Genomic DNA, 23,732 nt, shown 5'->3' with positions numbered 1-23,732 from the left:
AATGTTGCCATTCTTAGTACTTCGTTAGAGTTATCTATTTTTAAATTTTTCACATGTGGCAAAAACAAACTTCCAAAGCAATCAGACTTGATGTTTCTTTTTTCTATTTCAGCTTCACAAGTAAAAATCTTCGAAAAGAATGCAATAGAGCTATCACTTCTCAACCAGTTAGGGTAATCTGTAAATTCGCGATTTTCTTTATGCAAAAAACCATCGCCTATAATCATTCTTAATAACCGATAATATACTTTAATATAAAGTGGCTTCACTTTTATTTCCCCGACCACTTCCCCTGTTTTTTGCCACGGTATATCCAAAAAGTAAGTAGGAAAAAACCTTTTTAGCATTTCTGAGTATATTCGGTTATTTGCTCGATATGAGTCAGGTAATGAAAATACAAATTCAACAATTCGATTATCAAAGAATGGCTTTCGCTGCTCTACGTAGTGGAGACCGCATACACTTCCCATAGCAGTAAAGCGACGAACTCTATTCATGTAGATCACTGGTTCAACACATTCTATATCATAATAGTCATCCTCTACATCAATCATGTGGGTAAACTTTCCAAAAAATCTCTTTATATTTTCACTCGAAGCTCTTGTATCCCATGGAACTTTATTGAGGAAGCCTCCGCCTAAGATTGCATCTCCAGCGTATCCATTTAAGTTGATATTTATATGTTTAGATAAATCCGGTAGAAACTCACAGCCATGCATATGTTTCATATCAAGTAAACCACTGGTTACATCAATGTAGGGCAACCTACTTTCCAACCAGTTGTTTTGAGTAAAATAGTAAGTTTCATGATGCCAGCCAGCTCGTTTTAGCACCTGATCCGCTATTTTTATATCTTCGCACCCTTGCACACCAAAAGTATACCCAAAGCCTTCTCTATCTGGGTGTAGTTTTGATATTGCTGCAACTATCGCACGTGAATCCAACCCTCCACTTACTGCCACACCTATTTTTTCTTCTACCCTGTATCGGCGCTCAACTGCAGCTAGAAATAGCTCTCCAAGTGTATTAACAGCATCCTCAAATTCAATCGGATTCTTTTCTATTTGACTCCATTTCCAGTATCGAACAAAACTAAATTCACTGTCTTCTATACCAAATGTCACAATCGAAGCTGGTTTAATTAACTTTATGTTATCAAGAAAAGTGTTGTCTTCAAGAACATAACCAAGTTCTTTAAAGCATTCGATACTTTCCCTATCAAGTTCTAATTCAACATCGTCAACAGATAATATATCAAGTACATTAGGCGAGAAAATTAATTTAGCACCATCAGTGTACCAATATAACATTCGCATACCGTAGCGATCAGATATCAGTTTAACTAGTCCGGCTTCTTCATCAATAAGTATCGCATAGAAGTAACCATCCACCTGTGCAAGAAAATCCTCTAGAACATTAAGCTGATATGCCCGAGCTAAAGAAAGAGCAAAGGATTCAGTATTAATAAATGGGAAGATGTCATTTAACTCAGAAAGATTATAAGCTTCTCCATCAACCCAAACTGATGTACAACCAACGGAAGATTTGTTAGTTTTTCTTCTAAAACGCAAAGGTGTACCAATAGCAAAACAAGAAGCACTAAGAGAGTCAAGTTCTTGTTTAGGATAAATATCTTCAAAGCTATTTATCATGGACTGAAAATCTGAAATTCTGAGATTTTTGGATGCAATACCAAACATAAAGACTTATACCTCTTTACTTTTGATGCTATATTTCGGCAAAAAACCCAAAAAATAGACTGAAGTGCAATAAACTAAAGCGCACAACAACGTAGACAATAAGACAGTAAATAACGGTTCATTTACGTCAAAAATGCATAATACTAACTTTGAAAATAAGCACGCAGACATGGATAAAGCAAATAAAACAGATATAGTTTTAACAATCGGCCCGTAGTTCACTGCTATGGTTCGGTACACTAGAAAATGCCAAGCGGCGCAAAAAAGTATCGAAAGGATAAGTAAAGTATATGCTACAGTACTTACCTCAGGACGAATAGATAAGGACAAGAAAATACTAACTAGTAGTGATGCGGCCCAAACTACATTCCACCAAAAGCCAATTTTAGCATGTCCATTAGCGAGTAGTAATGCGCCTCCTGGGTTTCCTAAAGCCTTTAACAAGCCGACTACGCCCAAAATTGATACCAAAGGAGCAGCATGAACCCAAGATTTACCAAAAACAACTTCAACAACTGAATTAGCAAAAAAAAGAAAATATACTGAGAAAGGAATAACGATAATACCAATAACATTCATCGCTAAACTATAGTATTCATCTATTACCTCAATATCTTTTTGAACTTTACCATAAATCGGCAATGCAACTTTATTAACTACAGGGTTAAGTTTACTCAAAGGAAATATAATCAATTGCCAGGAAACATTATATAATCCTACTGGATTAGTTCCTAGGAACTTCCCTATCAATATCTTATCAATATTTGCACTAAAATAGTTAACTATTCTCTCACCCATTTGGTACAAACCAAACTCAAAGTATTCGGCAACCTCCGACCACTTTAAGTGCAGTTTAGGTAAGTAGATATTCCTTACACCTACAGTAAAGAAAAGTAAACTTGATATTGTTGTCATCGCTATATTCGCGAGAACCAACGAATAAACACCTGCTCCATACCATGCAAGTAAGATCGCAACAGAAAAAGAGCAAAGAACAGAGGTGAGCTCTACAAATGCTATACATTTAAACTGCAAGTCTTTCTGAAACAATACCTTATGCTGACTTCCTAATGAACTTACAACAAATGCCATCGATACTAGTTGTATCAGTGGCACTAACTCTGGTTCAGAGTAGAAATTCGCAATTTTAGGCGCAAGATTATAAACGATAGCAGTCGTCAATATCCCCATACCAACTGTTGCCCAAAACAAACTAGACAAGTGAAGAGTAGAGGTAGTTTGCTTATGAATAATTGCATTACTCATCCCCATATCCACAAAAGCCTGAGAGAAGCCAATCACTATAGTGATTAATGCCATTAAACCAAATTGCTCGGGGGTAAGGAATCGGGCGAGTATTGCGATTTGCGAAAATTGTAATAATGTAGATACAAACATTGAAAGTGATGTCCACTTAACACCACTTGCAGCTTTAGTTTTGAGGTTCACCTTAAATGACTCACAGTACGCAATTACACGGAATAAAAGCGTTCAATAGAAGATACAACATGATCAATTTGCGAATGCTTCAATCCATACCACAGAGGAAGTCTAATAAGCTTGTCACTTTCTATAGTAGTAAACTTATCTTCACCAGAAAAAGATGCAAAGTCTTTTGCTGCCTTGGCTGTATGCAAAGGTACATAATGAAACGTTGATTGTATTTTGTCTTCTCGCAGATGATTAATTAAATTAGTCCGTTCTTCTAAATCTTTAACTCGAATATGAAACATATGAGCATTATGCTCACAATCTTCTGTTTGCTTTGGTAAAACCAAATAACCAGCATCGGCTAAGTGACTAAGTCCAGATAAATAGCGAAACCATGAGGTTAGGCGATCTTCATTGATTTCTTCAGCATGCTGCAGCTGAGCCCAAAGATACGCAGACTGCAATTCAGAAGGTAGAAAACTACTACCAAGATCAACCCAACTATACTTATCCACCATACCTCTAAAGAAAAGACTTCTATTTGTACCCTTTTCGCGAACTACCAGCGCTCTCTCGACAAGTTCAGGAGTATTAATCAACAATAGTCCACCCTCGCCACCACTAGTATAGTTTTTGGTTTCATGGAAACTAAAAGCTCCCAGGTGTCCGATACTACCTAAAGCTCGCCCTTTGTATGTGGACATAACTCCCTGAGCGGCATCTTCAATTACATATAAACCATACTTATCAGCTAGTGCCATAATAGCGTCCATCTCACAAGCAACACCTGCATAATGTACCGGGACGATAGCTTTAGTTTTATCTGTGATTGCACATTCAATTAACGCCTCGTTAATATTCATCGTATCTGGTCGAATATCGACAAATACTATTTTGGCACCTCTCAGTACAAAGGCATTAGCAGTACTTACAAAGGTATAACTGGGCATTATCACTTCATCGCCGGGTTGTATATCAATGAGTATAGCGGCCATTTCCAAAGCCGCTGTACATGATGGCGTTAGCAAGGTCTTGATAGAACTAGTTTTATTCTCAAACCATTGCTGACATTTCTTGCCATATGAGCCATCACCACTCAAATGACCACTAGCTATAGCGTCAACAATGTACTTTGTTTCGTCGCCTGTTACGGCAGGGTTATTAAATACTAACAAAGGGTAACTCTCTATATAGGGCAAAAACTTAGTCAATCAACTAGCTTTAGGGCTTGGTAGTCTACTTTTCCACTCGACATTACAGGGATACTCGCGAGCTCAATGATTTCAATCCCTGAGCGTTTGAGGCTTGTCGTTGAGGTAAGGTGATCCAATACCTCATTATGAGAAATAGGAGCGTCAACAAACACCTTTATTACTTCGTCATGTTCAGTACAAGCTAGCATATGCTTTTCAAACCGTTTCTTAAGAATTTTTTCAACTTCGTCTAAATTCACTCGCAGTCCAAAATGCTTCACGATACGCTTTAAGCGCCCTTGTATGTAGTAGTAACCATCAGCATCTCTGCTCGCTAAATCTCCGGTAGATAGAAAGCCCTTCCAATCATCACCTTTCCCCAGATCCTCTCTAGACTCTGCATACCCAAGCGTCACGTTTGGTCCGTGATAGATTAGCTCACCAACCTGATTTTCTTCGCACTCATTTCCATCATCATCCACAATAGAGAAGGCTCCGCCGGGAATTGCTAGACCTATACTACCGATTTTAGATAAACACATATCAGGTGGAAGAAATGACATACGTGTAGTTGCTTCAGTTTGGCCGTACATAACGAAAAATTTCTTCCCATACCTAAGGCTATATTCTGCAACTTTGGTTTGAAGAGACTCACTAAGCTTTCCTCCAGCCTGCATTAGTGTAGTGATTTTTGGTAAGTCTTTACGAAAAACGCGCAACCTATCCATCATTTCGTATGTGTATGGGACACCTGCCAATACTGATACGTCGTGCTCACGAAGCTGTGACCAAAACTCTTTTTGCACAAATGACTTGTCTGTCAATGAGATGTTTCCTCCCACCGCAATTTGACAATTTATCAAAGACATACCATATGTGTAATGTAATGGTAGGGAGGTTATAGCCGTATCATCCGATGAAAGCGATAAGTACTCTGTTATTGATTTACTATTAGAAAGTACATTGTTTACTGATTGTCGAACGAACTTTGGACTACCTGTGGACCCGGATGTTGAAGCTAGTACACAGAGCTGATTATTTACTGGCTTAAGAGCAACTCTTAAGTGTGACTTAAGTTGAATTAAGCAATAGTCAAAATATCGACAAAGAACGCTTGCGTCGTCGCCATACATAGGGATTAAAGACATAGGAACCCATGCATATTCAGGCTCGTACTTTTCTATAATTGCTTCAATGTGAGATTGATGTATGTCTTGTCCCAACATAAGCGGGTGGAAGCCTTCACCGTAGGCAAAAGCAAAGTAACCGAGCAACCCGCCTATATCGTTGGCAACCTGGCATATGATGACACTACCGGAAAGCATGCGTTGATGAACTTCAGATGACAAAGCCAACAACTCAGAGTAGGTATAATTAGAACCATCTTCTGTTAATATAGAAGATTGGCTTTCAGGGAAAATGAAACGACTCATGTTATGTTACTTTAACGCACTTAGATCAATAACTTGATCAGCAGCAATGTCTTGAGTGACAACTTTACCAATCACGCTTTCATACCTATCAGCAGGAACACCTGTTCCTGGACGCTTTAACACAATATCAGTAAGAGTCAAAACATCACCTTTAGACAACTGACGAGCACTAACGACACTACGTCGCATATTCTCTCGTTGCGCATACTCTTCTTGAGATACAACCCGCTCAAAAGATCCCAAAGCATTAAACGCAGACTTACATTGTTCTACAAGAAGCTTCATTTCTTGTGGTGGGGTAGCCATCTGGTTATCCATACCAATTCTTTGATTGTCTAATGTAAAATGCTTCTCAATAAAGCCAGCACCTAAAGCAACTGACGCAACGGCAACTTCTGAACCTATAGTATGATCGGAATACCCAACAACTACATTCTTAAGTCTATTCTGGAGCGTTACGATATTATTCAAATTAATCGCTTCTGAAGGTGCCGGATAGATTGAAACACAGTGCAGTACACACAAGTCACGAGCCCCTGCATCCTGCAGCTCTCTTACTGCAAACTCAACCTCATTGATATCCCCCATTCCCGTAGATAGTACGATGGATGTATCAAGCTGACCGAGCTGCCTTAAAAAATGTTTGTTATTAAGCTCCATTGAAGCAATTTTAATGAATGGAGGCTTACACTCTTTAACCAAAAACTCTGCTTCTTTCAATGAGTAAGGCGTAGATGCGAAACCCATACTTTGGTTATGGCAGTATTCTGCGAGATCTCCAAGCTCTTGTTCAGATAGGCTGTATTTTTTGACAAATCGCTTAGCAATCGGGTTTTTATCATAGTATGTTTGCGAATACAGCGTATCCGTTGTCCAAGACTGGAACTTGACACAATCACAGCCAGCTGCCTTCGCTTCATCAATCATTTCTTTCGCAAGATCTACATCACCAAAGTGACTTGTATTAAGCTCTGCGACAAAATACGGTAGATGACCCTCACCAATAATTCGGCCATTATTCAACTTTATGCTAGTCATTTATACTCTCAGCTTATTGATCTATTGTTTCAATGATCATCTCTTCTAAAAACGTCTCCCGATCAAGAAACGGCCATTGATCCTCTAATGGGCGACGAACATACTTTTTCGAGGCTGTCTTGGCATACGCTACTTCGACATATTGCTGATCTTCCAATCCCATGACCTCGCATAAGACCGGACCACTCTGCTCTAAGACTCGACTAACTTTATCGGTTAAGTTGTCACTGTTATCAATTCGGCAGTAAGTAAAGTTAAAACAATCAGCGATTTTTGAAAAGTCAGGGCAGTTAACACCATTAGTGTCATCTGTTCCGATAGTCCGACGGCGGAAAAGCTCTTTCTGCCTACGACGAATTATCGCATACGCATTATTGTTAACGACAAATATCTTAATATTTGCCTTTTGATCTGAAATTGATTGCAACTCTTGCAAGTTCATCATAATAGAGCCATCACCAACAACCACTATTGTTGGTCTACCAGAGCACTTTTCAATCCCTAATGCTGCTGGTAACGCAAAGCCCATTGCACCTTGTGATACAGGGTGAACACAAGTTTGGCTATTCGAAAAGTCAATGTTAGTTGGTAAGATGACATCAGCAAACCCTGAATCACATACGAAGACAGCATTGCTTGCCATAGAAACTGATAGAGAGTCCGCAAGATCATATAAATCTACAGCGCTATTGTCAGAAGAGCTTATTTTGTGTGTTGATTTAAATATTTGCTTCCAATGAACACACTTATCAACCCATTCCTTGTCAGTAGTGTTGATATCAAAAGACGCAATTGATTCCCAGAAACGTTTAAGATCTGCATGAACCAGTTGGTCAATCTTCACTCCGTCTTTATTGTGTTCTTCAGGATCAATATCCACAACTACAACTTTAGAGTTACGTGCAAATTTACAATAATCCACACCAGTAGTCATAGATGTCAGTCGAGAACCTAGCACTAATAAATAATCGGAGTTCTGTACTGCAAAAGCTCCAGCTCTTGAGCACCCCATTGAGCCGAAGGAGCCAATAGAGAGGTCATTTTTAGAGCCATATGCATCGGCCCCTGAGGCAGTATATACCAACGGTATCTGATACTTTTCAACAAAATCAGCAAGAGCTTCCTCTGTCTTAGAATGCTTGATTCCGCTTCCAATAAGAACCACGGGTCTCCTAGCTGCGCTAATATCCTTAGCAACTTGCTCGATTTCCACTGACAGATCGCGTTGTGACTTATGCATTGGAGAAAAACCAACCATTTGATCAGGGTCAACACGCATATTTTGGATATCTAATGGGACATCAATCCAAACAGGACCTTTACGGCCTTCATTAGCTAAGTGTAAGGCTTTTTCTAGCTCGTATCGAATGGTTTGCGGGTCGGTTATCATTACCGCATACTTAGTAATTGGCTTAACCAATTCAACAATATCAGCCTCTTGTTGGCCATACGTACGCAGTTTCTTACCAGTATAGCGGGTTGTTTCAGCTAACGTATTTTGGCCCGACACAAAGATAGCGGGTAAACCATCCTGCCACCCAGACAGTACTCCAGTGATAGTGTTTGTTGACGCGCAACCAGTAGAAACGACAGCACAGCCAATGGTATCAGTGGTTTCACTTACTGCAATTGCAGCAAATGATGCGCTTTGCTCATGGTGAACAAAGCATGGATCCATGTCGGTTCGCTTTGCTATCGCATCGTTAAGAAATAAGGCGCCTCGGCCAGTAACAACAAATGGTGTTTTTACACCGATCGAAGACAGTTTTTCAAAGATATAATCAGCAACACGCATCATTGTTTATTCACTTTTGGGAATGAATTGTTCGAATACAGAGGGAACGGAGACCGTAAATCGGGCTGACACTGCGAATTCCCCATCTACTGTACCAATAGCTTTTCCTTTAGCAATACCTCTACGAAAAGACTCAAGCGTGGCTTCTATGCGTAGCGTATCTCCTGGTACCAACTTCTTACGAAATCGGACTTCATCCATATCCAAAAAGTTGGTTTTACTACCTTTGAACTCAGGTTTTGACAAAAAAGTCATGATGAATGTTTGTACTAAGCATTCAATTTGAATGAAGCCAGGGACGTTTGGATCATCTTCATAATGAGCAGGAAAGAACCACTCGTTATAGGTAAAGTTTTTAATTCCTACCGCAGATTTGCCCGGAGCTGCTTCGATAATTTTGTCAACAAAGAGTAAAGGATAGCGGTTTTGCTGCGATGCCAGTATTCCGTTGGTGTCAAATGTGAGTGGCTCTTGTTCCATGTTACAGCTCTACATCATACTTCTTAAGAATACGCTGGCCTTCCTCAAAACTAGAGAAATCCGTGATATCATCGATATCCATCTCAATATCAAATTCATCTTCCAAAACCGTCATCAGGTTCATGTGACCAACACTGTCCCACTCACTAATATCTTGGTACTTCAGGCCTTCCAGTTGCTTTTTTTCGATACCGAAAGTTTCAATAAATGCTTGTGAATACTTATCAAAATTAGACATAAAAAAATCCCATGCGATACCCTCTTGTCTCAATGACACTAAGGTAGATTTGTTCTAGATACGTTTGGAGAGCACATAGTATTGCGTATGCAATTGACATGCAATGCTATAGTGAATTGACGAAGCCCCGCGGTTGTTAGAGGAAAAGTAAGTGACCACAGATTTCACCCCCTGTTTGAAGGCCTCCAAATACGCCATATAGTTCATAAAAAAGCCTAGTGCATACCTTTGATGGCTAGGATATATACCCGCTAAAATCGACTTTACTTTATTACCTTGAATAGCACTAAGAACAAAGAAACCCGCAGGTTCACCTTTGTACAGAATCGTGTAAAACTTTGCTCCACGTTCTTTTTCATCTCCTAGCCAACCAAGATAACGTTGTATCGACTTCTCAAGACCTAGGCTAGAGTCAAGGGCTATTCGATCTGTGTTAAACATACCAGAGCATATATGTTTTTCTAAAGATCGATAATCTGTTGAGGTCATTTCACGGTAAGTAACATGATCAACCATTCGCTGCTGTATTCGTGACAACGTAGGAAGTTGGTTCACTGATACTTCAGTCAAGAGCTCTCTCAATTCAAAACCATTGCCAAGCAAATCATTGCAAAGCGACATATCTCCGACAGGCACTTTTGCGACTATGTACTCTACATGGTCCATAACGCTCTGATACCATTTATCGTATGTATCAATGGTATCGGCGCTCTCAAACATCAACTCAGCAGTTGATAGGCCCAAATTGCGTTTTTCCCACGTAGCATCAATAACTTTCATGTATAACTATCCCCACTTATTTAATGACCAAATGCTTGGTCATTTGGTGGATTAGGTCGTAACCATCCCAATTAAGTTCAAAATCAGCACTTTTTCCGATTGGAACAATTCTATCGACTCCAGAAGTTTGCCCACTATTCAAAGCGGAAACAATTTGGCTTGCTTCAATACCCAAGTAACTAATAGTTTGCAACTTCTTGTCATTCGCCAACCTGTTTAGCTCAACCAATGAGTCAGATCCATATTCCAAGAAGAAACCGCCAGCTGGACAATATTGTTCAACACTCAGATTTAAGTCCTGCAGTTCAACTCGCGTGATCAGCTCCCCTGTAAGTGAGAGCTGTTTCGCGTTCACATCAATTGCTGTATGACATTGAGATACAAATTTATCAACAACCAAATTACCTGAGTTTCGATATTGCTTTTCATAAGCAACTTTTGAGAAAAAGGACCAAAATCTATCTCTTGCTTTAGACACGCAATCTTGCTCTCCAACCCAGTATATAACTCTTGGTGAGGTGCAAGCATTTTGATCAAAAAATAACGTATCGTTATAAAAATCTAAAGCGCTACGCTTCATTTGACTTTCATCGGTAGACAAGTAGCCTTCAGCGGAAATCACTGATACAGAGTAGCGCTCATGAAACGCAATATCATAGCTATGTGGAGGTAGGGGGTGAGACCTTAAGGAACTTATTGTTGCATTACTTCCCCAAATTACGCGAATATCACATAATTCTGTCAAATAACCAGTGATCTCTTCATCATGTTCATATTTGATGATTACAATCATATCTGACAGAACCTTGAAGTTTGGCATCTGCAAAGTCTTACTGATAACCTCTGTCAGATAAGTCGCTTGTGGAAAATCTTTAGAAGACATCCGGATAATACTTGAATTCCCAGCAAGCAAAGCCGCAAACAAACTGTAAGCGAAATTAAGTGGTACATTAGACGGTGTAAAATGAAGTACAAGGCCTTTACCAACAAGCAACTTGTCATCAGTGTCACCGTAAGCACGACTTAACTTTTTGATATTTCTCTTTCTACATGCAAAAGCAAATGAAGCCAAATCGGGGTAAGCCTTTGCTTCCGTACTCGACAAAATTTCTCTCGATAAAGTGTCAAGAAATTCTATTACTACTGGAGAAAATGCTATCAAGGGTGGCTGATTAGCTACATCGCCAAACGTTAAAGGCGGCGTCTGAAAACTAAGCCTATCTTTTAGTTTTTTCATAAGTATCACTACAGCCCCTCACCTCTGCATTTGCTAATCGTCCATACACCTTGAAATAGGTTCCCGTTCGCCCACATGGGCAGCCATTTAAGCCAATAATTTCACCTTCATCTTCTGTCAGCAGTGAGTGCCCAGGGTAAGAACCGGGAAGCAAGGAGATGACTTGAAGAACTCCCCTCTCCCCCGGAGGTAACACACTGAGATCATCCGTACTCCGAACAAGCACATCATTGAATATCGAACTATGCATATACCCGTGTTCACATTCAACAAAAATAGAACCTGTCTGCTCGACCATTCCGTAATAATTATAAATTTTCTCTAAACCAGTTTTTTCTTTTAAAACTGCCTTAAAAGTATGATCTGTTACAGATTGTTCTATAAGCTTCTTCCAACCACCTCCGTGAAACATTATCCCTTTGGATAGATCTATAGGTAAATTGAGCTTATTTAGCTCATCAACAAAATGTAACCAAATGATGTAGGTAAAACCAAATATAAACAATGGTTTACCATTGTGCTTCACCAAAAACTGTTTTATTGCTTCAATGTTGATCGTCATATCGTCATTGAGTGCAAATACTTTATCTCTGCCAAAAATTGAAAAGCCTAATATACCGGCACCTCTAGCAGAAAAAGAGCGCCGATCACGCACAACGCTTGGAGAGTCTATAATAAGCATCGGTAGCCTCTTGTTGCCAATAAAGCTGTTTACTGTCGCTACAAGAGACTTGGTTTGCAAAGATGCCGTGTTCTTATCTAGAAAAATTTTCGATACTTTTTGACCAGTAGTACCCGAAGAAGTCATAGTTTTAAACACACTCTCCTGAGGTACACTCTTTAGTTCGTAGTCCTTAAAGAGGCGAACTGGAATATATGGTAACTCTGAAGCAGACATGTAATCTTTTTTTAAACCATTAATGTGATCTAAAACCTTTCTGTACTCTAAGCAATGCTGATAATGATAATTAGTAAGTTCACTCAAAAAGCGGGCTTGAAGATCATTTTTTTGCGTATCAGATGTATAAAATACATCAAGCTCTAACAAGTCTGTTATTGATAACATCTATCTACCTTTGTAACCAATTTAAGCTGCGAACTAACGCATCTCGACTAAAATACTTAGCAACTTGCTCACGATTTTGTGCGGCTATGCTATCACTCTGTACTTTTATTTCGTCAGACTCAAAAGAATAGACTGTAATTCCCATACTAAGCAACATGCTAAATAACGTTGACTTTTCTGATATAAATACAGTTTTTCCTATACCGAGCAAGTTAATTATATTTCCAAAAGCTTGTTGCCGCTCTGGTGCGAAAATAGCAATATCAACATTGTTCAGCATGGATTTATACTCATCTAAAGGAACAAAGTCCTTGAGAATTACAAACCTTTCATAACCAAATAACTCTATTGCCTCTCTCTCTACAGATTTAATATATTCTTTATTTCCATAAGATAAGGGACAAAAAACCTTACAATCAGATAGTTCTTTCTGTTTTTTTATTTTTAAAAATACTTCAGAGTGACGATTTAAAGGGTCGCCTGAGTTTCCGACTTGGACTGTAATTAAAGATTCATTTTTTGGTACGAAGTCCTCTGAATTAACGATATTACTTGGATAATTAAAGCAGCGAATCTGAACACCTTGAGCTTGATACCAATCTCGGCATAACGCTACATCACCGTCAGCACCAGATACTAAGTACCCCAACCTTTTAATTACAAATGCCCTAAATTTTTCAATCCATATGTAGCTCTTATCACATTGACCATATTTATGGTAATAAAGATCCCCCCCCCAAATCATCCAATAGCACTTACGTAATAACCACGGAAAGAGGGAGAGGATTACAACTAAGTTTCGATCTAATAGACTATGCAGAACTATTTTATCAGCTTTATGCATTCGGGATATTAATGGTATGTATCTGCGCGCACTTCGAAAGATAGAATTCCGATGATCCTGTACGTGAAGCGAGTCATCACTTAACTGATAAGGGTACAAGCCCAAATCACCGTAAGTATAAAAAAACTGGTTAGTATTTGGAAACTCTTCCCTAACAAGCTCAATAAATCCAGGGATAAACTTTTCAATTTTAGCAATGTGTAAGACTTCACTACTCATACTAGCTACTCACAAGGTTCATGAGGTATGTACCATAGCTTGTCTTTCTAAAAAAACTCGCACGCGCAGTAATTTCTTGGCAGGTCAACCAACCATTTCGATATGCAATCTCCTCTAAACATGCAATCTTATAGCCTTGACGTTTTTCTATAGTATGGACAAAGCTTGCAGCTTCTAGAAGGCTTTCATGTGTACCGGTATCTAACCACGCGAAACCTCGACCTAACAACTCCACAGTCAGCTTACGACGCTCCAAATACTCTTGGTTGATAGCCGTAATCTCCAACTCTCCTCTCTCTGAAGGTGTCACATTTTTAGCAATATCGATTACAGAATTGTCGTAAAAATAAAGGCCTGTTACTGCAAAATTGGAACGTGGTGCTGCCGGTTTCTCTTCAATCGATAACACGTTGAAGTCTTCGTCAAACTCAACAACACCAAAACGTTCAGGGTCACCAACTTCATAACCGAATACCGTTGCACCATCTGTATTTTGGGCTGCCTTCATTAATTTAGGAGAGAAGCCTTGACCCCAGAATATGTTGTCACCTAATACTAAACACACACTATCTTTACCGATAAACTCTTCACCGATGATAAAGGCTTGTGCAAGTCCATCGGGGGAAGGCTGTTCCGCATACTCCAAGCGAATCCCAAACTGTCTACCATCACCTAGCAATCGCTCAAAACTGCTACGATCTTCAGGAGTTGTGATAATCAAAACATCCTTAATACCAGCAAGCATAAGTACTGATAATGGATAGTAGATCATAGGTTTGTCATAAATAGGTAATAACTGTTTAGACACCCCCATGGTAATGGGATACAGGCGGGTACCAGAGCCACCAGCCAGAATAATACCTTTCGTCATACTTCGCCTAATCAAATTCTTTCTAGTTTTTAAAGCTTTGTAGAACAAAGCGCCTTTTTAACAGCCTATCGACCCAACCGCTCTCGGTTATACGAGCCATCTTGAACTCGCTCCCACCAGATTCTATTACTCAAATACCAGCGTACCGTTTTGCAAATACCAGACTCAAATGTTTCCTCAGGCTTCCATCCTAACTCACGTTCAATTTTAGACGCGTCGATAGCGTAGCGAACATCATGGCCAGGTCTATCTTCAACAAATGTTATCAGTTCAGCATAAGCGCCTATCCCATTGGGCTTATCTGGGCAAAGCTCTTCCATTAGTTCACATATTCTATGAACAACTTCAAGGTTAGTGAGCTCATTATGCCCGCCTATATTATAGGTTTCGCCAACCTTACCTTTAGTTGCAACGGTGTAAAGAGCACGAGCATGATCTTCTACATATAACCAATCTCGGATTTGCTTTCCATCACCGTAAACTGGCAGGGATTTTCCTTCCAAAGCGTTTAAGATCATTAGCGGGATAAGCTTCTCTGGGAAATGGTATGGGCCGTAGTTGTTCGAACAATTAGTAATTAATGTAGGGAACCCGAAGGTTCTTAACCAAGCTCTTACAAGGTGGTCGCTCGAGGCTTTCGAAGCAGAATACGGAGATGAAGGTGCATACGGTGTTTGTTCTGTGAACAAGGACTCTGTATCTTCCAAATCGCCGTACACTTCATCGGTAGAAATGTGATGGAAGCGAAACTGACGCTTTCTTTCCGAGCTTAATGATTGCCAGTAGCTGCGAGCGGTTTCTAACAACGTATATGTGCCAACAATATTAGTTTCTATAAAAGCAGCAGGACCATCAATCGAACGATCGACATGAGACTCAGCAGCTAGATGCATCACGATATCAGGCTGATGTTCATCAAAAACACGTTCTAATTTACCTCGATCACAGATATCCACACATTCGAAATGGTAGCGTGCACTTGACTCAACGTCTTGAAGTGACTCAAGGTTACCGGCGTACGTTAATTTATCTAGGTTTACGACGCTATCCTGCGTTTCATTGATAATGTGTCTAATAACTGCAGAACCTATAAACCCAGCACCACCAGTAACCAGAATTTTCATATATACACCTTGAATTGGGCAACATTGATAACTAAAACTATCTCACATTAGACCGACTAAATGGGTAGACGAAGCTTATGTGCACACGCTTTTAGCGCGATCATTCGACTATTGTAACTTATATAAACTCGCCGGGCACTAGCCCGCTCGTAAATCTAATCTCAATGGTCCTTAATCTGACGCCATGGTATACTCTCCCCGTAATTAAACTAGAGTTGAAACTATATGATCATCGTAACTGGCGGCGCTGGCATGATTGGCAGCAACATCATCAAGGCTTTAAATGAACAAGGAATTAACGACATTTTAGTGGTTGATAACCTTAAAAACGGTAAGAAATTTCAGAACCTTGTTGACCTAGATATCGCAGATTACATGGACCGTGATGATTTTCTAGTCCAGATAATGTCTGGGGAGAACTTTGGCCCAATCGATGCCATCTTCCATGAGGGCGCTTGTTCCGCCACAACGGAGTGGGATGGCAAGTACATGATGCTCAACAACTACGAGTATTCTAAAGAGCTACTGCATTACTGCCTAGAGCGTGAAATCCCGTTCCTCTACGCTTCATCAGCCGCAACTTATGGTGAAACCGATACCTTTATTGAAGAAAAAGAGTATGAAGGCGCACTAAACGTCTATGGCTACTCTAAGCAACAATTCGACAATTACGTCCGCCGTATTTGGCAAGATGCTGAGGAACATGGCGAGCAACTGTCTCAAATTGTCGGTTTCCGATACTTCAATGTTTATGGCCCGCGCGAGCAGCACAAAGGCTCAATGGCATCTGTCGCGTTTCATTTGAACAACCAAATGAACGCTGGCGAAAACCCAAAATTGTTTGCTGGTAGTGAAGATTTCAAACGTGACTTTGTTTATGTAGGAGACGTGGCCGAGGTAAACTTGTGGTTCTTAGAGCATGGCGCATCGGGTATTTTTAACCTTGGAACCGGCAACGCTGAATCATTCAACGAAGTCGCGAAAGCAGTTATCGCCTACCATGGTAAAGGGGAGGTTGAAACGATTCCTTTCCCTGAACATCTTAAAGGTGCCTACCAAGAATACACACAAGCAGATTTAACCAAACTGCGCGCTGCAGGTTGCGAACATCAATTCAAGCCTGTCGCTCAAGGCGTCGCGGAATACATGGCTATCATCAACAAACAGTAAGCGATTGATTGTGAGTAAACCACGTAACGACTTTGATCCCAAAGCCTACAACCCCACGTTTGAGTGGGGTTTTCTCGCTCCTAAGTATTGGGGAACCTGGCTCGGTGTTTTTGCTTCTCTACCTTTGTCTTTGCTACCAGTAAAAGCACATAACTGGATAGCCCATCAGATTGCTTCACGCTTAGTAAACAAACGCAAGGGGGCGGTGCACAACATACGCGTCAACCTCTCTTTATGTTTTCCTGAAAAAAGTGAACAAGAGCGAGAGCAATTGGTCTATCAAACTCTGCTGACTGCAGGGGTGTTTATGATGCGTTTCGGGTTACTGACTCTACGCTCTTCCCAATGGCTACAGAGCCAATGCACCTTGATTAACGAACATCATTTAACCGATTGTACGAGTCAAGATGAAAACGTGATTCTGCTCGTCCCGCACTCTTGGTCAATTGATATCCCGGCAGTATTGCTTGCCTCCAAAGGTTTGCCTGTTTCTGCTATGGCGAAGAGGCAAAAAAACCCCGTCAGTGATTGGTTGATGCATCGGCAGCGAGTGCAATACGGTGGACGAGTATACGAACGTTCGGGTGGTATTAAACCCTTTATAAAATCGATTAAAGAAGGCTACTTGGGATATTACTTACCAGACCAAGATCATGGTGCAGAGCTGAGTGAATTTGTCGATTTTTTTGCAACGACGAAGGCAACCTTGCCCGGCCTAACCAAATTGGCCAAGCTATCCAAATCGAAAATCATCCCTACCTTTGCATCCATTGACCCACACACTGGTCAATATTCAATTGAGTTTATGCCGCCGATTGAACTACAAGATAGTGAGCTGGCAGATGCGCGGGGGATGAATGAGGCAATTGAGTACTTTGTTGCGAAAGAGCCTAACCAATACATGTGGATACTTCGCTTACTCCGAACCCAACAAGATGGCCGTAATCTCTACCGAGAGATGCGCGACAAACAATAAGATCTCCTTTAGAGAGGCAATGTGAAGAAAATACTGGTTATAGGCCCGTCTTGGGTGGGCGATATGGTGATGTCACAATCACTCTACATTACTCTGAAACAGCAAGACCCAGATGCCATCATTGATGTGATTGCACCGGCTTGGTGTAAACCTATCCTAGAGCGAATGCCTGAGATCAATCGAGCGATTGATATGCCATTTGGGCACGGAGAATTTAACTGGTCTGGGAGGAAAGCTCTTGGACGCTCCTTAATCGAAGAGAAGTACACTCATGCGTTTGTACTGCCTAATTCAGCCAAATCTGCCTTAATCCCTTGGTTCGCTAAAGTTCCTGTTAGAACAGGCTGGAAAGGTGAGATGCGGTATGGGCTACTCAACGACCTTAGACCGAATAAAAAAGACTTCCAGTATATGGTTGAGCGCTATGTGGCATTAGCGCACCCAAAACAGAAAATGCACGGCTCGCACTCATTGCCTGGCATTGATTCTTTGCCTAAACCAAGCCTTGATATTGATGAAAACATCCAAGCAGCCACATTACGTAAGTTTGAGCTTAAGGTTGATAAACCAGTTTTGGGGTTATGCCCTGGCGCTGAGTTTGGCCCGGCTAAACAATGGCCAATAGAACACTATGCATCCGTTGCCGCTGAAATGATAGATCGAGGCCACCAGGTGTGGTTGTTTGGCTCAGCCAAAGATCAGATCACAACATCTTCAATTAAGCACCTCCTTACAGAAAAACAGCAACAAGCTTGCTTTAATTTGGCAGGAGAAACCTCTTTAATAGAGGCCGTAGACTTACTCGCCGCATGTAAGAGTGTGGTAAGTAATGACTCTGGATTAATGCATGTCGCCGCATCTGTAGGGTGTCATGTGATCGGAGTGTATGGTTCAACCTCACCTAAATACACGCCTCCCCTTGCTCAGAAGGTTGATATCGTAAACATTGATATCGAATGCAGACCTTGCTTTAAGCGCGAATGTCCATTGGGGCATTTGAAGTGCTTGAAAGAACTTGAAGCTAAAAGTGTGACATCTCGTCTCTAAAGGGTAAACAAATCATGATCTTCACAAAATTAACGACTTCAGAAAAAGTTCGATTCTTTTTCCAGATGTTACCAGCACTTTGGATTTTCAGTGGCCTTTTTCTCTACGACTCAGACAAAGATTTTGCAACCATATGTGTGATTGCTGTTCTATTTAGCCTGTCGAAAACAACTTGGGATACCATCAAGAACAATGTGACTAATAACCGCTATACACAGCTCGTTATTGCAGCAGCCTTACTAGCTATAGTAACCAAGCTTACGGTAGACATGAGCTCATCGACACTCAGAATACTTGTTGCAGTGGCGCTTTACACATGCTTTATCCAAAAGCGTTGCATCGAGTTTGTGCAAGGTAATTTAATCAACCTAGTACTACTTGGTGCTCTTTCCTCGATCACCTACGTTTCAATACAAAGCTTAGTCTTTGATAAAGATAGAATTGAGTGGACAATCAACGCGATTCCTTACACCACCTTTAGCGCTTCAATTTCTGTTATTGCTTTGTATTTTTTCTTATTTAAGGATGATAAGAGAACGAAAGTGATCGGCATACTTTCTTATACAATGGCAATCGCTAGCATATTAATGAGTGGCACTAGAGGAACGTTGCTCGCGTCGTTAGTTGTCGGAGCGATATTAGTTACTGCATTCTTGATTCATCACCGCCAGTACTTAGTACGCACCATAGTGGCACTTTGCTTCGTTGGCAGTATTAGCACTTTCTTTGCGTATGACATGGTTAACGCTCGACTCGAGCAGACCAAGAATGAAATTGTAGCTATCAGTCAAGGTAAGCTAAATACATCTTTCGGATATCGTCTGAGCATGTGGAAAGCAGGTTTAGAAATTGCTAAATCACCAACACTAATCGGTTTAGGTACCAGTCATCTAAAAGTAAAGCAATCGCTTTATGAACAAGGAAAAGTGGACGCCTCTGCTGTAAGGTTTAAGCACTATCACAACGAGTTCATCTCAACAATGGTCACCAAAGGCATTCTTGGTGTGATTAGTTTGCTCAGCCTCTTGGGTTATCCGCTGTATCTCTACGCCAAAAGTCGAACGCAGCTATCTGGAATTGCACTATCTGTAACGGCGGTATTTTCTATCGCAGCACTTACAGACGTTCCATTGAGCCAACCTCACACTTTAGCCTTTTATTTATTGTTGACCAGTATCCTGATGGTTCGACCTCAACAACCCAAAAACGATGCTCATCATTATGCTCATTAGGCTTATATACAACTTCGTACTGGTTATTATCTGTCCTTTTTTTCTATTATCACTGTACAAAACAAAAAAAGGAAAGCCTGAGTTCGGTCAACGAAAGCTTGAGCACTGGGGCATCACTCCGAGTATTTCGGCGAATACAAAGCCCCTATGGATTCATGCAGTATCCGTAGGGGAAGTGATCGCAGCAGCCCCACTGATTAAGGCCATTAAAGCAGCTCAACCACAGCAAGAGATTGTCGTTACCACAACGACGAGTACAGGTGCAGAGCAAGTCGCTAAGCTCGGTGACTTGGTGGAACATCGCTACATGCCACTTGATTTTTCATTTGCAGTGAAAGGGTTTATTCGTGCCATTCAGCCTAGTCAACTTCTGATTATGGAGACAGAGCTTTGGCCGAATACATTACGCATTGTCGCAAAGAGTAATATCGATATTACAGTGGTAAACGCAAGGCTGTCTGACAAATCGTATCGTAGTTACAAACGTATACAGCCTTTGTTCAACCAAATCCATCCATGCATAAGCTCTATTCTTTGCCAAAGTAAGGAAGATGCAGCACGCTTCGCCTCATTAGGAATTCCAACTAGCAAGCTTAGCGTCACAGGATCGATTAAGTTTGATATAACCGTCCCTCAGCACAACGCTCAAACTTCACCACAATTTGGCGAACGCCCAGTTTGGATCGCGGCAAGTACTCACCAAGGTGAAGATGAAATTGCTTTGCGAGCCCATCAAGCGCTTTTAAAGGCCTTACCAGAGGCATTACTCATCATAGTTCCAAGACACCCAGAAAGATTTGATTCAGTTAACAAGCTTTGTTCCGACTATGGAATGAATGTTGTACGACGCACAACGGATCAACCAGTATCACTCAGTCATCACGTTTATCTAGCTGATACAATGGGAGAACTACTCGATATGCTAGCTTGCGCACATATCTGCTTTATGGGAGGCAGTCTAGTTGGAAAAAAAGTTGGCGGTCACAACATGCTAGAATCAGCAGCTGTCGGTACACCTGTGATTTCAGGACCTAGCTACTATAATTTTTTCGAAATAGTTGACAAGATGCAACGTGATAACCTCATTACGATAGTGAACAACGAACAAGATCTTGCAACTGAAATTAAGCGCTACTTTACCAGTAACCACCCAAACTCAATGATTTCTGATCGGCTTCGTCAATTTGTCGCAACTCACAGCGGTGCAATTAAAAAGTCTTTAGAACATATTCAATTAGATAAAAACTCAGGCCTAAGAAAATGAGAATATTCGTCATAAGCTTAGAACGCTCTACAGACCGTCGAGCGAGAGTGATAGAAGCACTAGGTAGCAAAGACATTCAATTTGAATTCTTAAATGCGGTAGATGCGTCTAGACCAGAGTATCAGTATTCAGAACGAAGATGTGACGCATTAACTCGGAAAAGATTTGGCTACACACTCACGACAGGAGAGATCGCATGCTTTGCTAGCCACCACTTAGCGTGGGAGAAGTGCCTTGAACTTAACGAGCCGATTATGGTTTTAGAGGACAATTGTGATTTCAGTGAGCGATTTTTCACCTTACTGTCAAATCTAGACACCCCGCTAAAGAGCTATTCACATATTAAACTTGCAGCGACGCGCTCACAGCCCCCCATCATTAAAGAGCAACTAAGCCAGGAGCTTGCCATAGTCAACTATAAACGCCGAACATGTGGCACTATGGGGTACCTAATCACACCTAATGCGGCAGCTCGTTTTATTAGTGGTGCCAGCTTGTTTATCGAGCCCGTAGATAACTACATGGAAAAACCGTACAAGCACGGCGTGAAGACTTTTTGCTTTTATCCAGACCTTGTTTATCGAGCCAAGATACAATCGACGATAGGCTCGCAACGTAAAAACAAATCCAACTTATCTATACTGTCAAAAGCATATATCGAGTTATTTCGTTTGTATGAACAGTTCCTCAATAAACGAAGTTAACAGCTCCCGCCAATAAAAAACGCGGAACCCAAATCAGTTCCGCGTTGACTGCTACTTCCTAAATCGACTGATATTCTCTAGCGCCTGCTGAACATACTCGTAGTTCATCGTTGCATCTTTCTTCGGCCGATAAGTACTATCAAGAATCTGTGACTGACCAGCACCGTTGACTTCAATGATGGTGTCATCATATATAATGCCGTACGCACTGTAACTGGATGTCATGATCCAATCCCGCTTGACCGAATCACCGTAAAGGTCTTCGCCTGTTGAATAGTCATCAATGTCGTTGGTTGCGCCAAGATAGTTCTTCATTAACGTAGGCGCAAAATCCTCGTGAGAAGTGGTATAGCTAATCGTCTCTGCCAGCTTATCTTTATCGACACCTGGACCAAACATAACGAACGGCACATGGGTTTGTGCACGAGTAAAGTTGCCGTTATGACCCCAGAAGTTCTGCTTGTTATCATTCATCTCTTGGCTGTGGTCACCAGTGATGATCACCAAGGTATTGTCTAAGTCACCAGACTCTTTGAGAGTATCAAGCGCACGTTTCACTTGAGTATCCACGTAACGAACAGAGGTCTTGTAGCGGTTGAAGAACTTCTCTTGGTCGCTGTTGTTATCTAACTTAAGATAATCAACGCGCGGAATCATTGGCTCGTATTTAGGCTCAAAATTCTTCGGGAAATCATAGCCATGTGGTGCGTCGTAGAACAAGAATGAGAATACTGGTTTTGAAGTATCACGATTCTTGTACCACTCAATCCAATCGTCGGTGAGGTGTCGGTCTCGCTGAGATGGGGTGAAACCTTCTGAGCCAACACGCAAGTTCGGTACATTGGCAAAGACAGTTTGATGGAACTCGGGATTGGTTAAACGCGCGGCAGCAAACAAACCAAGTTGATAGTCTAATTGCTGAAGGCGGTCGACCAAAACAGGGGATTTGTGGTTGGCAACAAAGCCATGCCAGTAAGTCCCCGGCAGACCATAAAATAGACCAAAGATACCCGTGCGAGTCGCGTTGCCTGTCGCGATATGGTCTTGGAATATTGCGCCATCTTTAGCGTATTGCCACATATACGGCGTGTTGTCTTCGTTGAACGTATCCGCACGCCAAGAGTCAACCGTGATCAGCATGATATTGACTGGCTCAACCGAATCGAACTGCATTGGGCTTAATGGGTAGTTGAGATCGCTTTTCGGTGGAACACGCATTGCTTTTTGCTGAGCAATCGCTTCTTTGTCTAACCAACCCCGTCTTTCCATAAACTTGTTCGCAGTCGCGGGATAAAACAGAGGCAAATAACGCTTAACCATAGTTACCGGTTGATACGCATGCGCGGCGGCCCAGATATGAATACCATTGGTGGCGAGCAAGGCAAGAAAAGTTAATAGAGCGAACTTTCGACCTAACTTCCACTGACGAACGGGCGCATCATTTTCTAACCACCGGATAAGCCACCACTGCCCACCCAGCAACGCCGCTAACGACCCGAGCACTGTAATCCAAGTCACTAACGGAAAGCTGACTACCTGGCCTGACATCACTAACTCAAGCACAACGGCATTAATATGGAAACGATACTGTGCATAGACAATCGTATCGATAAAGAGGACAGCTAATCCCAGCGATGCAACCAAAGCTTGAAGCACATTGCGAGCCCCTTTAGGTAACAATAAGGCTGGTAAGCTGACTAAACCGATGACCGCAGCCAACAGAGTCATCTGTCCCCAAGTTCCAGCAAAGATAAAGCTGATACCTAAGGCATCGGATGGAAACTCAGGTAAAAAAGCAAAGTAACGACTGGCGATTGCTATCGCGGCTAAGGCGTTGACAAGAATAAACCAGCCGTGGGCATGCAGTTTCTGTTTAAAAGACATCGTATA

21 protein-coding genes are annotated in these 23,732 nt (G+C 41.3%); 6 read left to right on the top strand and 15 right to left on the bottom strand.

Annotated features, from left to right (window positions below; genetic code table 11):
• The 14 genes from RH45_RS07790 to rfbB all read right to left on the bottom strand — a co-directional run.
• Positions 1–1,700 (bottom strand): asparagine synthase-related protein (locus RH45_RS07790; RefSeq protein ID WP_008075815.1); only part of this gene is annotated, 1,700 nt, incomplete at its 3' end.
• Positions 1,701–1,706: 6 nt separating this feature from the next.
• On the bottom strand, positions 1,707–3,149 hold the full coding sequence (locus RH45_RS07785) for an MOP flippase family protein (RefSeq protein WP_241211635.1): 1,443 nt from the start codon (positions 3,147–3,149) through the stop codon (positions 1,707–1,709).
• A gap of 23 nt (positions 3,150–3,172) precedes the next feature.
• Entirely contained in the window at positions 3,173–4,306 is a 1,134-nt protein-coding gene (rffA, locus tag RH45_RS07780) for a dTDP-4-amino-4,6-dideoxygalactose transaminase (protein ID WP_008075813.1), read from the bottom strand.
• A gap of 32 nt (positions 4,307–4,338) precedes the next feature.
• Positions 4,339–5,757: an AMP-binding protein gene (locus RH45_RS07775; RefSeq protein ID WP_008075812.1), complete on the bottom strand. Its 1,419-nt coding sequence runs from the start codon at positions 5,755–5,757 to the stop codon at positions 4,339–4,341.
• Positions 5,758–5,763: 6 nt separating this feature from the next.
• Positions 5,764–6,795: an N-acetylneuraminate synthase family protein gene (locus RH45_RS07770; protein WP_008075811.1), complete on the bottom strand. Its 1,032-nt coding sequence runs from the start codon at positions 6,793–6,795 to the stop codon at positions 5,764–5,766.
• Positions 6,796–6,808: 13 nt separating this feature from the next.
• The gene (locus tag RH45_RS07765; RefSeq protein ID WP_008075810.1) at positions 6,809–8,593 is read right to left on the bottom strand and encodes a thiamine pyrophosphate-binding protein; all 1,785 of its coding nucleotides are present in this window, start codon (positions 8,591–8,593) and stop codon (positions 6,809–6,811) included.
• Between the two features lie 3 nt (positions 8,594–8,596).
• The gene (gene fabZ / locus RH45_RS07760) at positions 8,597–9,070 is read right to left on the bottom strand and encodes a 3-hydroxyacyl-ACP dehydratase FabZ (RefSeq protein ID WP_008075809.1); all 474 of its coding nucleotides are present in this window, start codon (positions 9,068–9,070) and stop codon (positions 8,597–8,599) included.
• Position 9,071: 1 nt separating this feature from the next.
• Positions 9,072–9,308 (bottom strand): acyl carrier protein, encoded by a 237-nt coding sequence (locus RH45_RS07755; RefSeq protein ID WP_008075807.1) that lies wholly within the window; start codon positions 9,306–9,308, stop codon positions 9,072–9,074.
• A 54-nt stretch (positions 9,309–9,362) separates the two neighbouring features.
• A complete protein-coding gene (locus tag RH45_RS07750) occupies positions 9,363–10,088 on the bottom strand; it encodes a hypothetical protein (protein ID WP_008075791.1) in 726 nt (241 codons plus the stop codon).
• 16 nt (positions 10,089–10,104) lie between these two features.
• Entirely contained in the window at positions 10,105–11,325 is a 1,221-nt protein-coding gene (locus RH45_RS07745) for an acyl-CoA reductase (protein ID WP_008075789.1), read from the bottom strand.
• On the bottom strand, positions 11,306–12,391 hold the full coding sequence (locus RH45_RS07740) for a LuxE/PaaK family acyltransferase (protein ID WP_008075788.1): 1,086 nt from the start codon (positions 12,389–12,391) through the stop codon (positions 11,306–11,308). Before RH45_RS07740 ends, RH45_RS07745 begins: the two co-directional genes overlap by 20 nt.
• Positions 12,392–12,395: 4 nt before the next feature.
• A complete protein-coding gene (locus tag RH45_RS07735) occupies positions 12,396–13,454 on the bottom strand; it encodes a TDP-N-acetylfucosamine:lipid II N-acetylfucosaminyltransferase family protein (RefSeq protein ID WP_008075787.1) in 1,059 nt (352 codons plus the stop codon).
• Position 13,455: 1 nt separating this feature from the next.
• Positions 13,456–14,325, bottom strand: a complete 870-nt coding sequence (gene rfbA / locus RH45_RS07730) for a glucose-1-phosphate thymidylyltransferase RfbA (RefSeq protein ID WP_008075786.1) — start codon at positions 14,323–14,325, stop codon at positions 13,456–13,458.
• A gap of 65 nt (positions 14,326–14,390) precedes the next feature.
• Entirely contained in the window at positions 14,391–15,449 is a 1,059-nt protein-coding gene (gene rfbB, locus RH45_RS07725; protein WP_008075785.1) for a dTDP-glucose 4,6-dehydratase, read from the bottom strand.
• 225 nt (positions 15,450–15,674) lie between these two features.
• Here rfbB and rfaD point away from each other — a divergent pair, with 225 nt between their 5' ends.
• The 6 genes from rfaD to RH45_RS07695 are packed head-to-tail and all read left to right on the top strand — an operon-like array spanning position 15,675 to position 21,842.
• A complete protein-coding gene (gene rfaD, locus RH45_RS07720; RefSeq protein WP_008075784.1) occupies positions 15,675–16,619 on the top strand; it encodes an ADP-glyceromanno-heptose 6-epimerase in 945 nt (314 codons plus the stop codon).
• A gap of 10 nt (positions 16,620–16,629) precedes the next feature.
• Positions 16,630–17,595 (top strand): lauroyl-Kdo(2)-lipid IV(A) myristoyltransferase, encoded by a 966-nt coding sequence (gene lpxM, locus RH45_RS07715; RefSeq protein ID WP_008075783.1) that lies wholly within the window; start codon positions 16,630–16,632, stop codon positions 17,593–17,595.
• A 21-nt stretch (positions 17,596–17,616) separates the two neighbouring features.
• Positions 17,617–18,642 carry a lipopolysaccharide heptosyltransferase II gene (gene waaF, locus RH45_RS07710; protein ID WP_039958347.1) on the top strand — a complete coding sequence of 342 codons (1,026 nt, stop codon included), beginning with the start codon at positions 17,617–17,619 and terminating at the stop codon, positions 18,640–18,642.
• A gap of 14 nt (positions 18,643–18,656) precedes the next feature.
• Positions 18,657–19,874, top strand: coding sequence for an O-antigen ligase family protein (locus tag RH45_RS07705; protein ID WP_008075781.1), 1,218 nt, complete (start codon positions 18,657–18,659; stop codon positions 19,872–19,874).
• Positions 19,864–21,138 (top strand): lipid IV(A) 3-deoxy-D-manno-octulosonic acid transferase, encoded by a 1,275-nt coding sequence (gene waaA / locus RH45_RS07700; protein ID WP_008075779.1) that lies wholly within the window; start codon positions 19,864–19,866, stop codon positions 21,136–21,138. Before RH45_RS07705 ends, waaA begins: the two co-directional genes overlap by 11 nt.
• Entirely contained in the window at positions 21,135–21,842 is a 708-nt protein-coding gene (locus tag RH45_RS07695; RefSeq protein ID WP_008075778.1) for a glycosyltransferase family 25 protein, read from the top strand. Before waaA ends, RH45_RS07695 begins: the two co-directional genes overlap by 4 nt.
• A 51-nt stretch (positions 21,843–21,893) precedes the next feature.
• Here RH45_RS07695 and RH45_RS07690 read toward each other — a convergent pair whose 3' ends face one another.
• Positions 21,894–23,726 (bottom strand): DUF3413 domain-containing protein, encoded by a 1,833-nt coding sequence (locus RH45_RS07690; RefSeq protein ID WP_008075776.1) that lies wholly within the window; start codon positions 23,724–23,726, stop codon positions 21,894–21,896.
• Positions 23,727–23,732 lie beyond the last annotated feature (6 nt).

The sequence above is a fragment of the Vibrio sinaloensis DSM 21326 genome (assembly GCF_000189275.1).
GTDB classification, from domain to species: domain Bacteria; phylum Pseudomonadota; class Gammaproteobacteria; order Enterobacterales; family Vibrionaceae; genus Vibrio; species Vibrio sinaloensis.
The sequence above is the reverse complement of the archived record's forward strand: the minus strand, read 5'-3'. Positions and strand labels throughout refer to the sequence as shown.

Bases quoted from the DNA above. Each gene is read 5' to 3' on its own strand.
- RH45_RS07775 (WP_008075812.1), bottom strand. From the start codon at position 5,757: ATGAGTCGTTTCATTTTCCCTGAAAGCCAATCTTCTATATTAACAGAA.
- RH45_RS07690 (WP_008075776.1), bottom strand. From the start codon at position 23,726: ATGTCTTTTAAACAGAAACTGCATGCCCACGGCTGGTTTATTCTTGTC.
- rfbB (WP_008075785.1), bottom strand. From the start codon at position 15,449: ATGAAAATTCTGGTTACTGGTGGTGCTGGGTTTATAGGTTCTGCAGTT.
- RH45_RS07695 (WP_008075778.1), top strand. From the start codon at position 21,135: ATGAGAATATTCGTCATAAGCTTAGAACGCTCTACAGACCGTCGAGCG.
- rfbA (WP_008075786.1), bottom strand. From the start codon at position 14,325: ATGACGAAAGGTATTATTCTGGCTGGTGGCTCTGGTACCCGCCTGTAT.
- waaA (WP_008075779.1), top strand. From the start codon at position 19,864: ATGCTCATTAGGCTTATATACAACTTCGTACTGGTTATTATCTGTCCT.
- RH45_RS07770 (WP_008075811.1), bottom strand. From the start codon at position 6,795: ATGACTAGCATAAAGTTGAATAATGGCCGAATTATTGGTGAGGGTCAT.
- RH45_RS07735 (WP_008075787.1), bottom strand. From the start codon at position 13,454: ATGAGTAGTGAAGTCTTACACATTGCTAAAATTGAAAAGTTTATCCCT.
- RH45_RS07740 (WP_008075788.1), bottom strand. From the start codon at position 12,391: ATGTTATCAATAACAGACTTGTTAGAGCTTGATGTATTTTATACATCT.
- RH45_RS07750 (WP_008075791.1), bottom strand. From the start codon at position 10,088: ATGAAAGTTATTGATGCTACGTGGGAAAAACGCAATTTGGGCCTATCA.
- RH45_RS07745 (WP_008075789.1), bottom strand. From the start codon at position 11,325: ATGAAAAAACTAAAAGATAGGCTTAGTTTTCAGACGCCGCCTTTAACG.
- rfaD (WP_008075784.1), top strand. From the start codon at position 15,675: ATGATCATCGTAACTGGCGGCGCTGGCATGATTGGCAGCAACATCATC.
- RH45_RS07765 (WP_008075810.1), bottom strand. From the start codon at position 8,593: ATGATGCGTGTTGCTGATTATATCTTTGAAAAACTGTCTTCGATCGGT.
- RH45_RS07755 (WP_008075807.1), bottom strand. From the start codon at position 9,308: ATGTCTAATTTTGATAAGTATTCACAAGCATTTATTGAAACTTTCGGT.
- fabZ (WP_008075809.1), bottom strand. From the start codon at position 9,070: ATGGAACAAGAGCCACTCACATTTGACACCAACGGAATACTGGCATCG.
- RH45_RS07705 (WP_008075781.1), top strand. From the start codon at position 18,657: ATGATCTTCACAAAATTAACGACTTCAGAAAAAGTTCGATTCTTTTTC.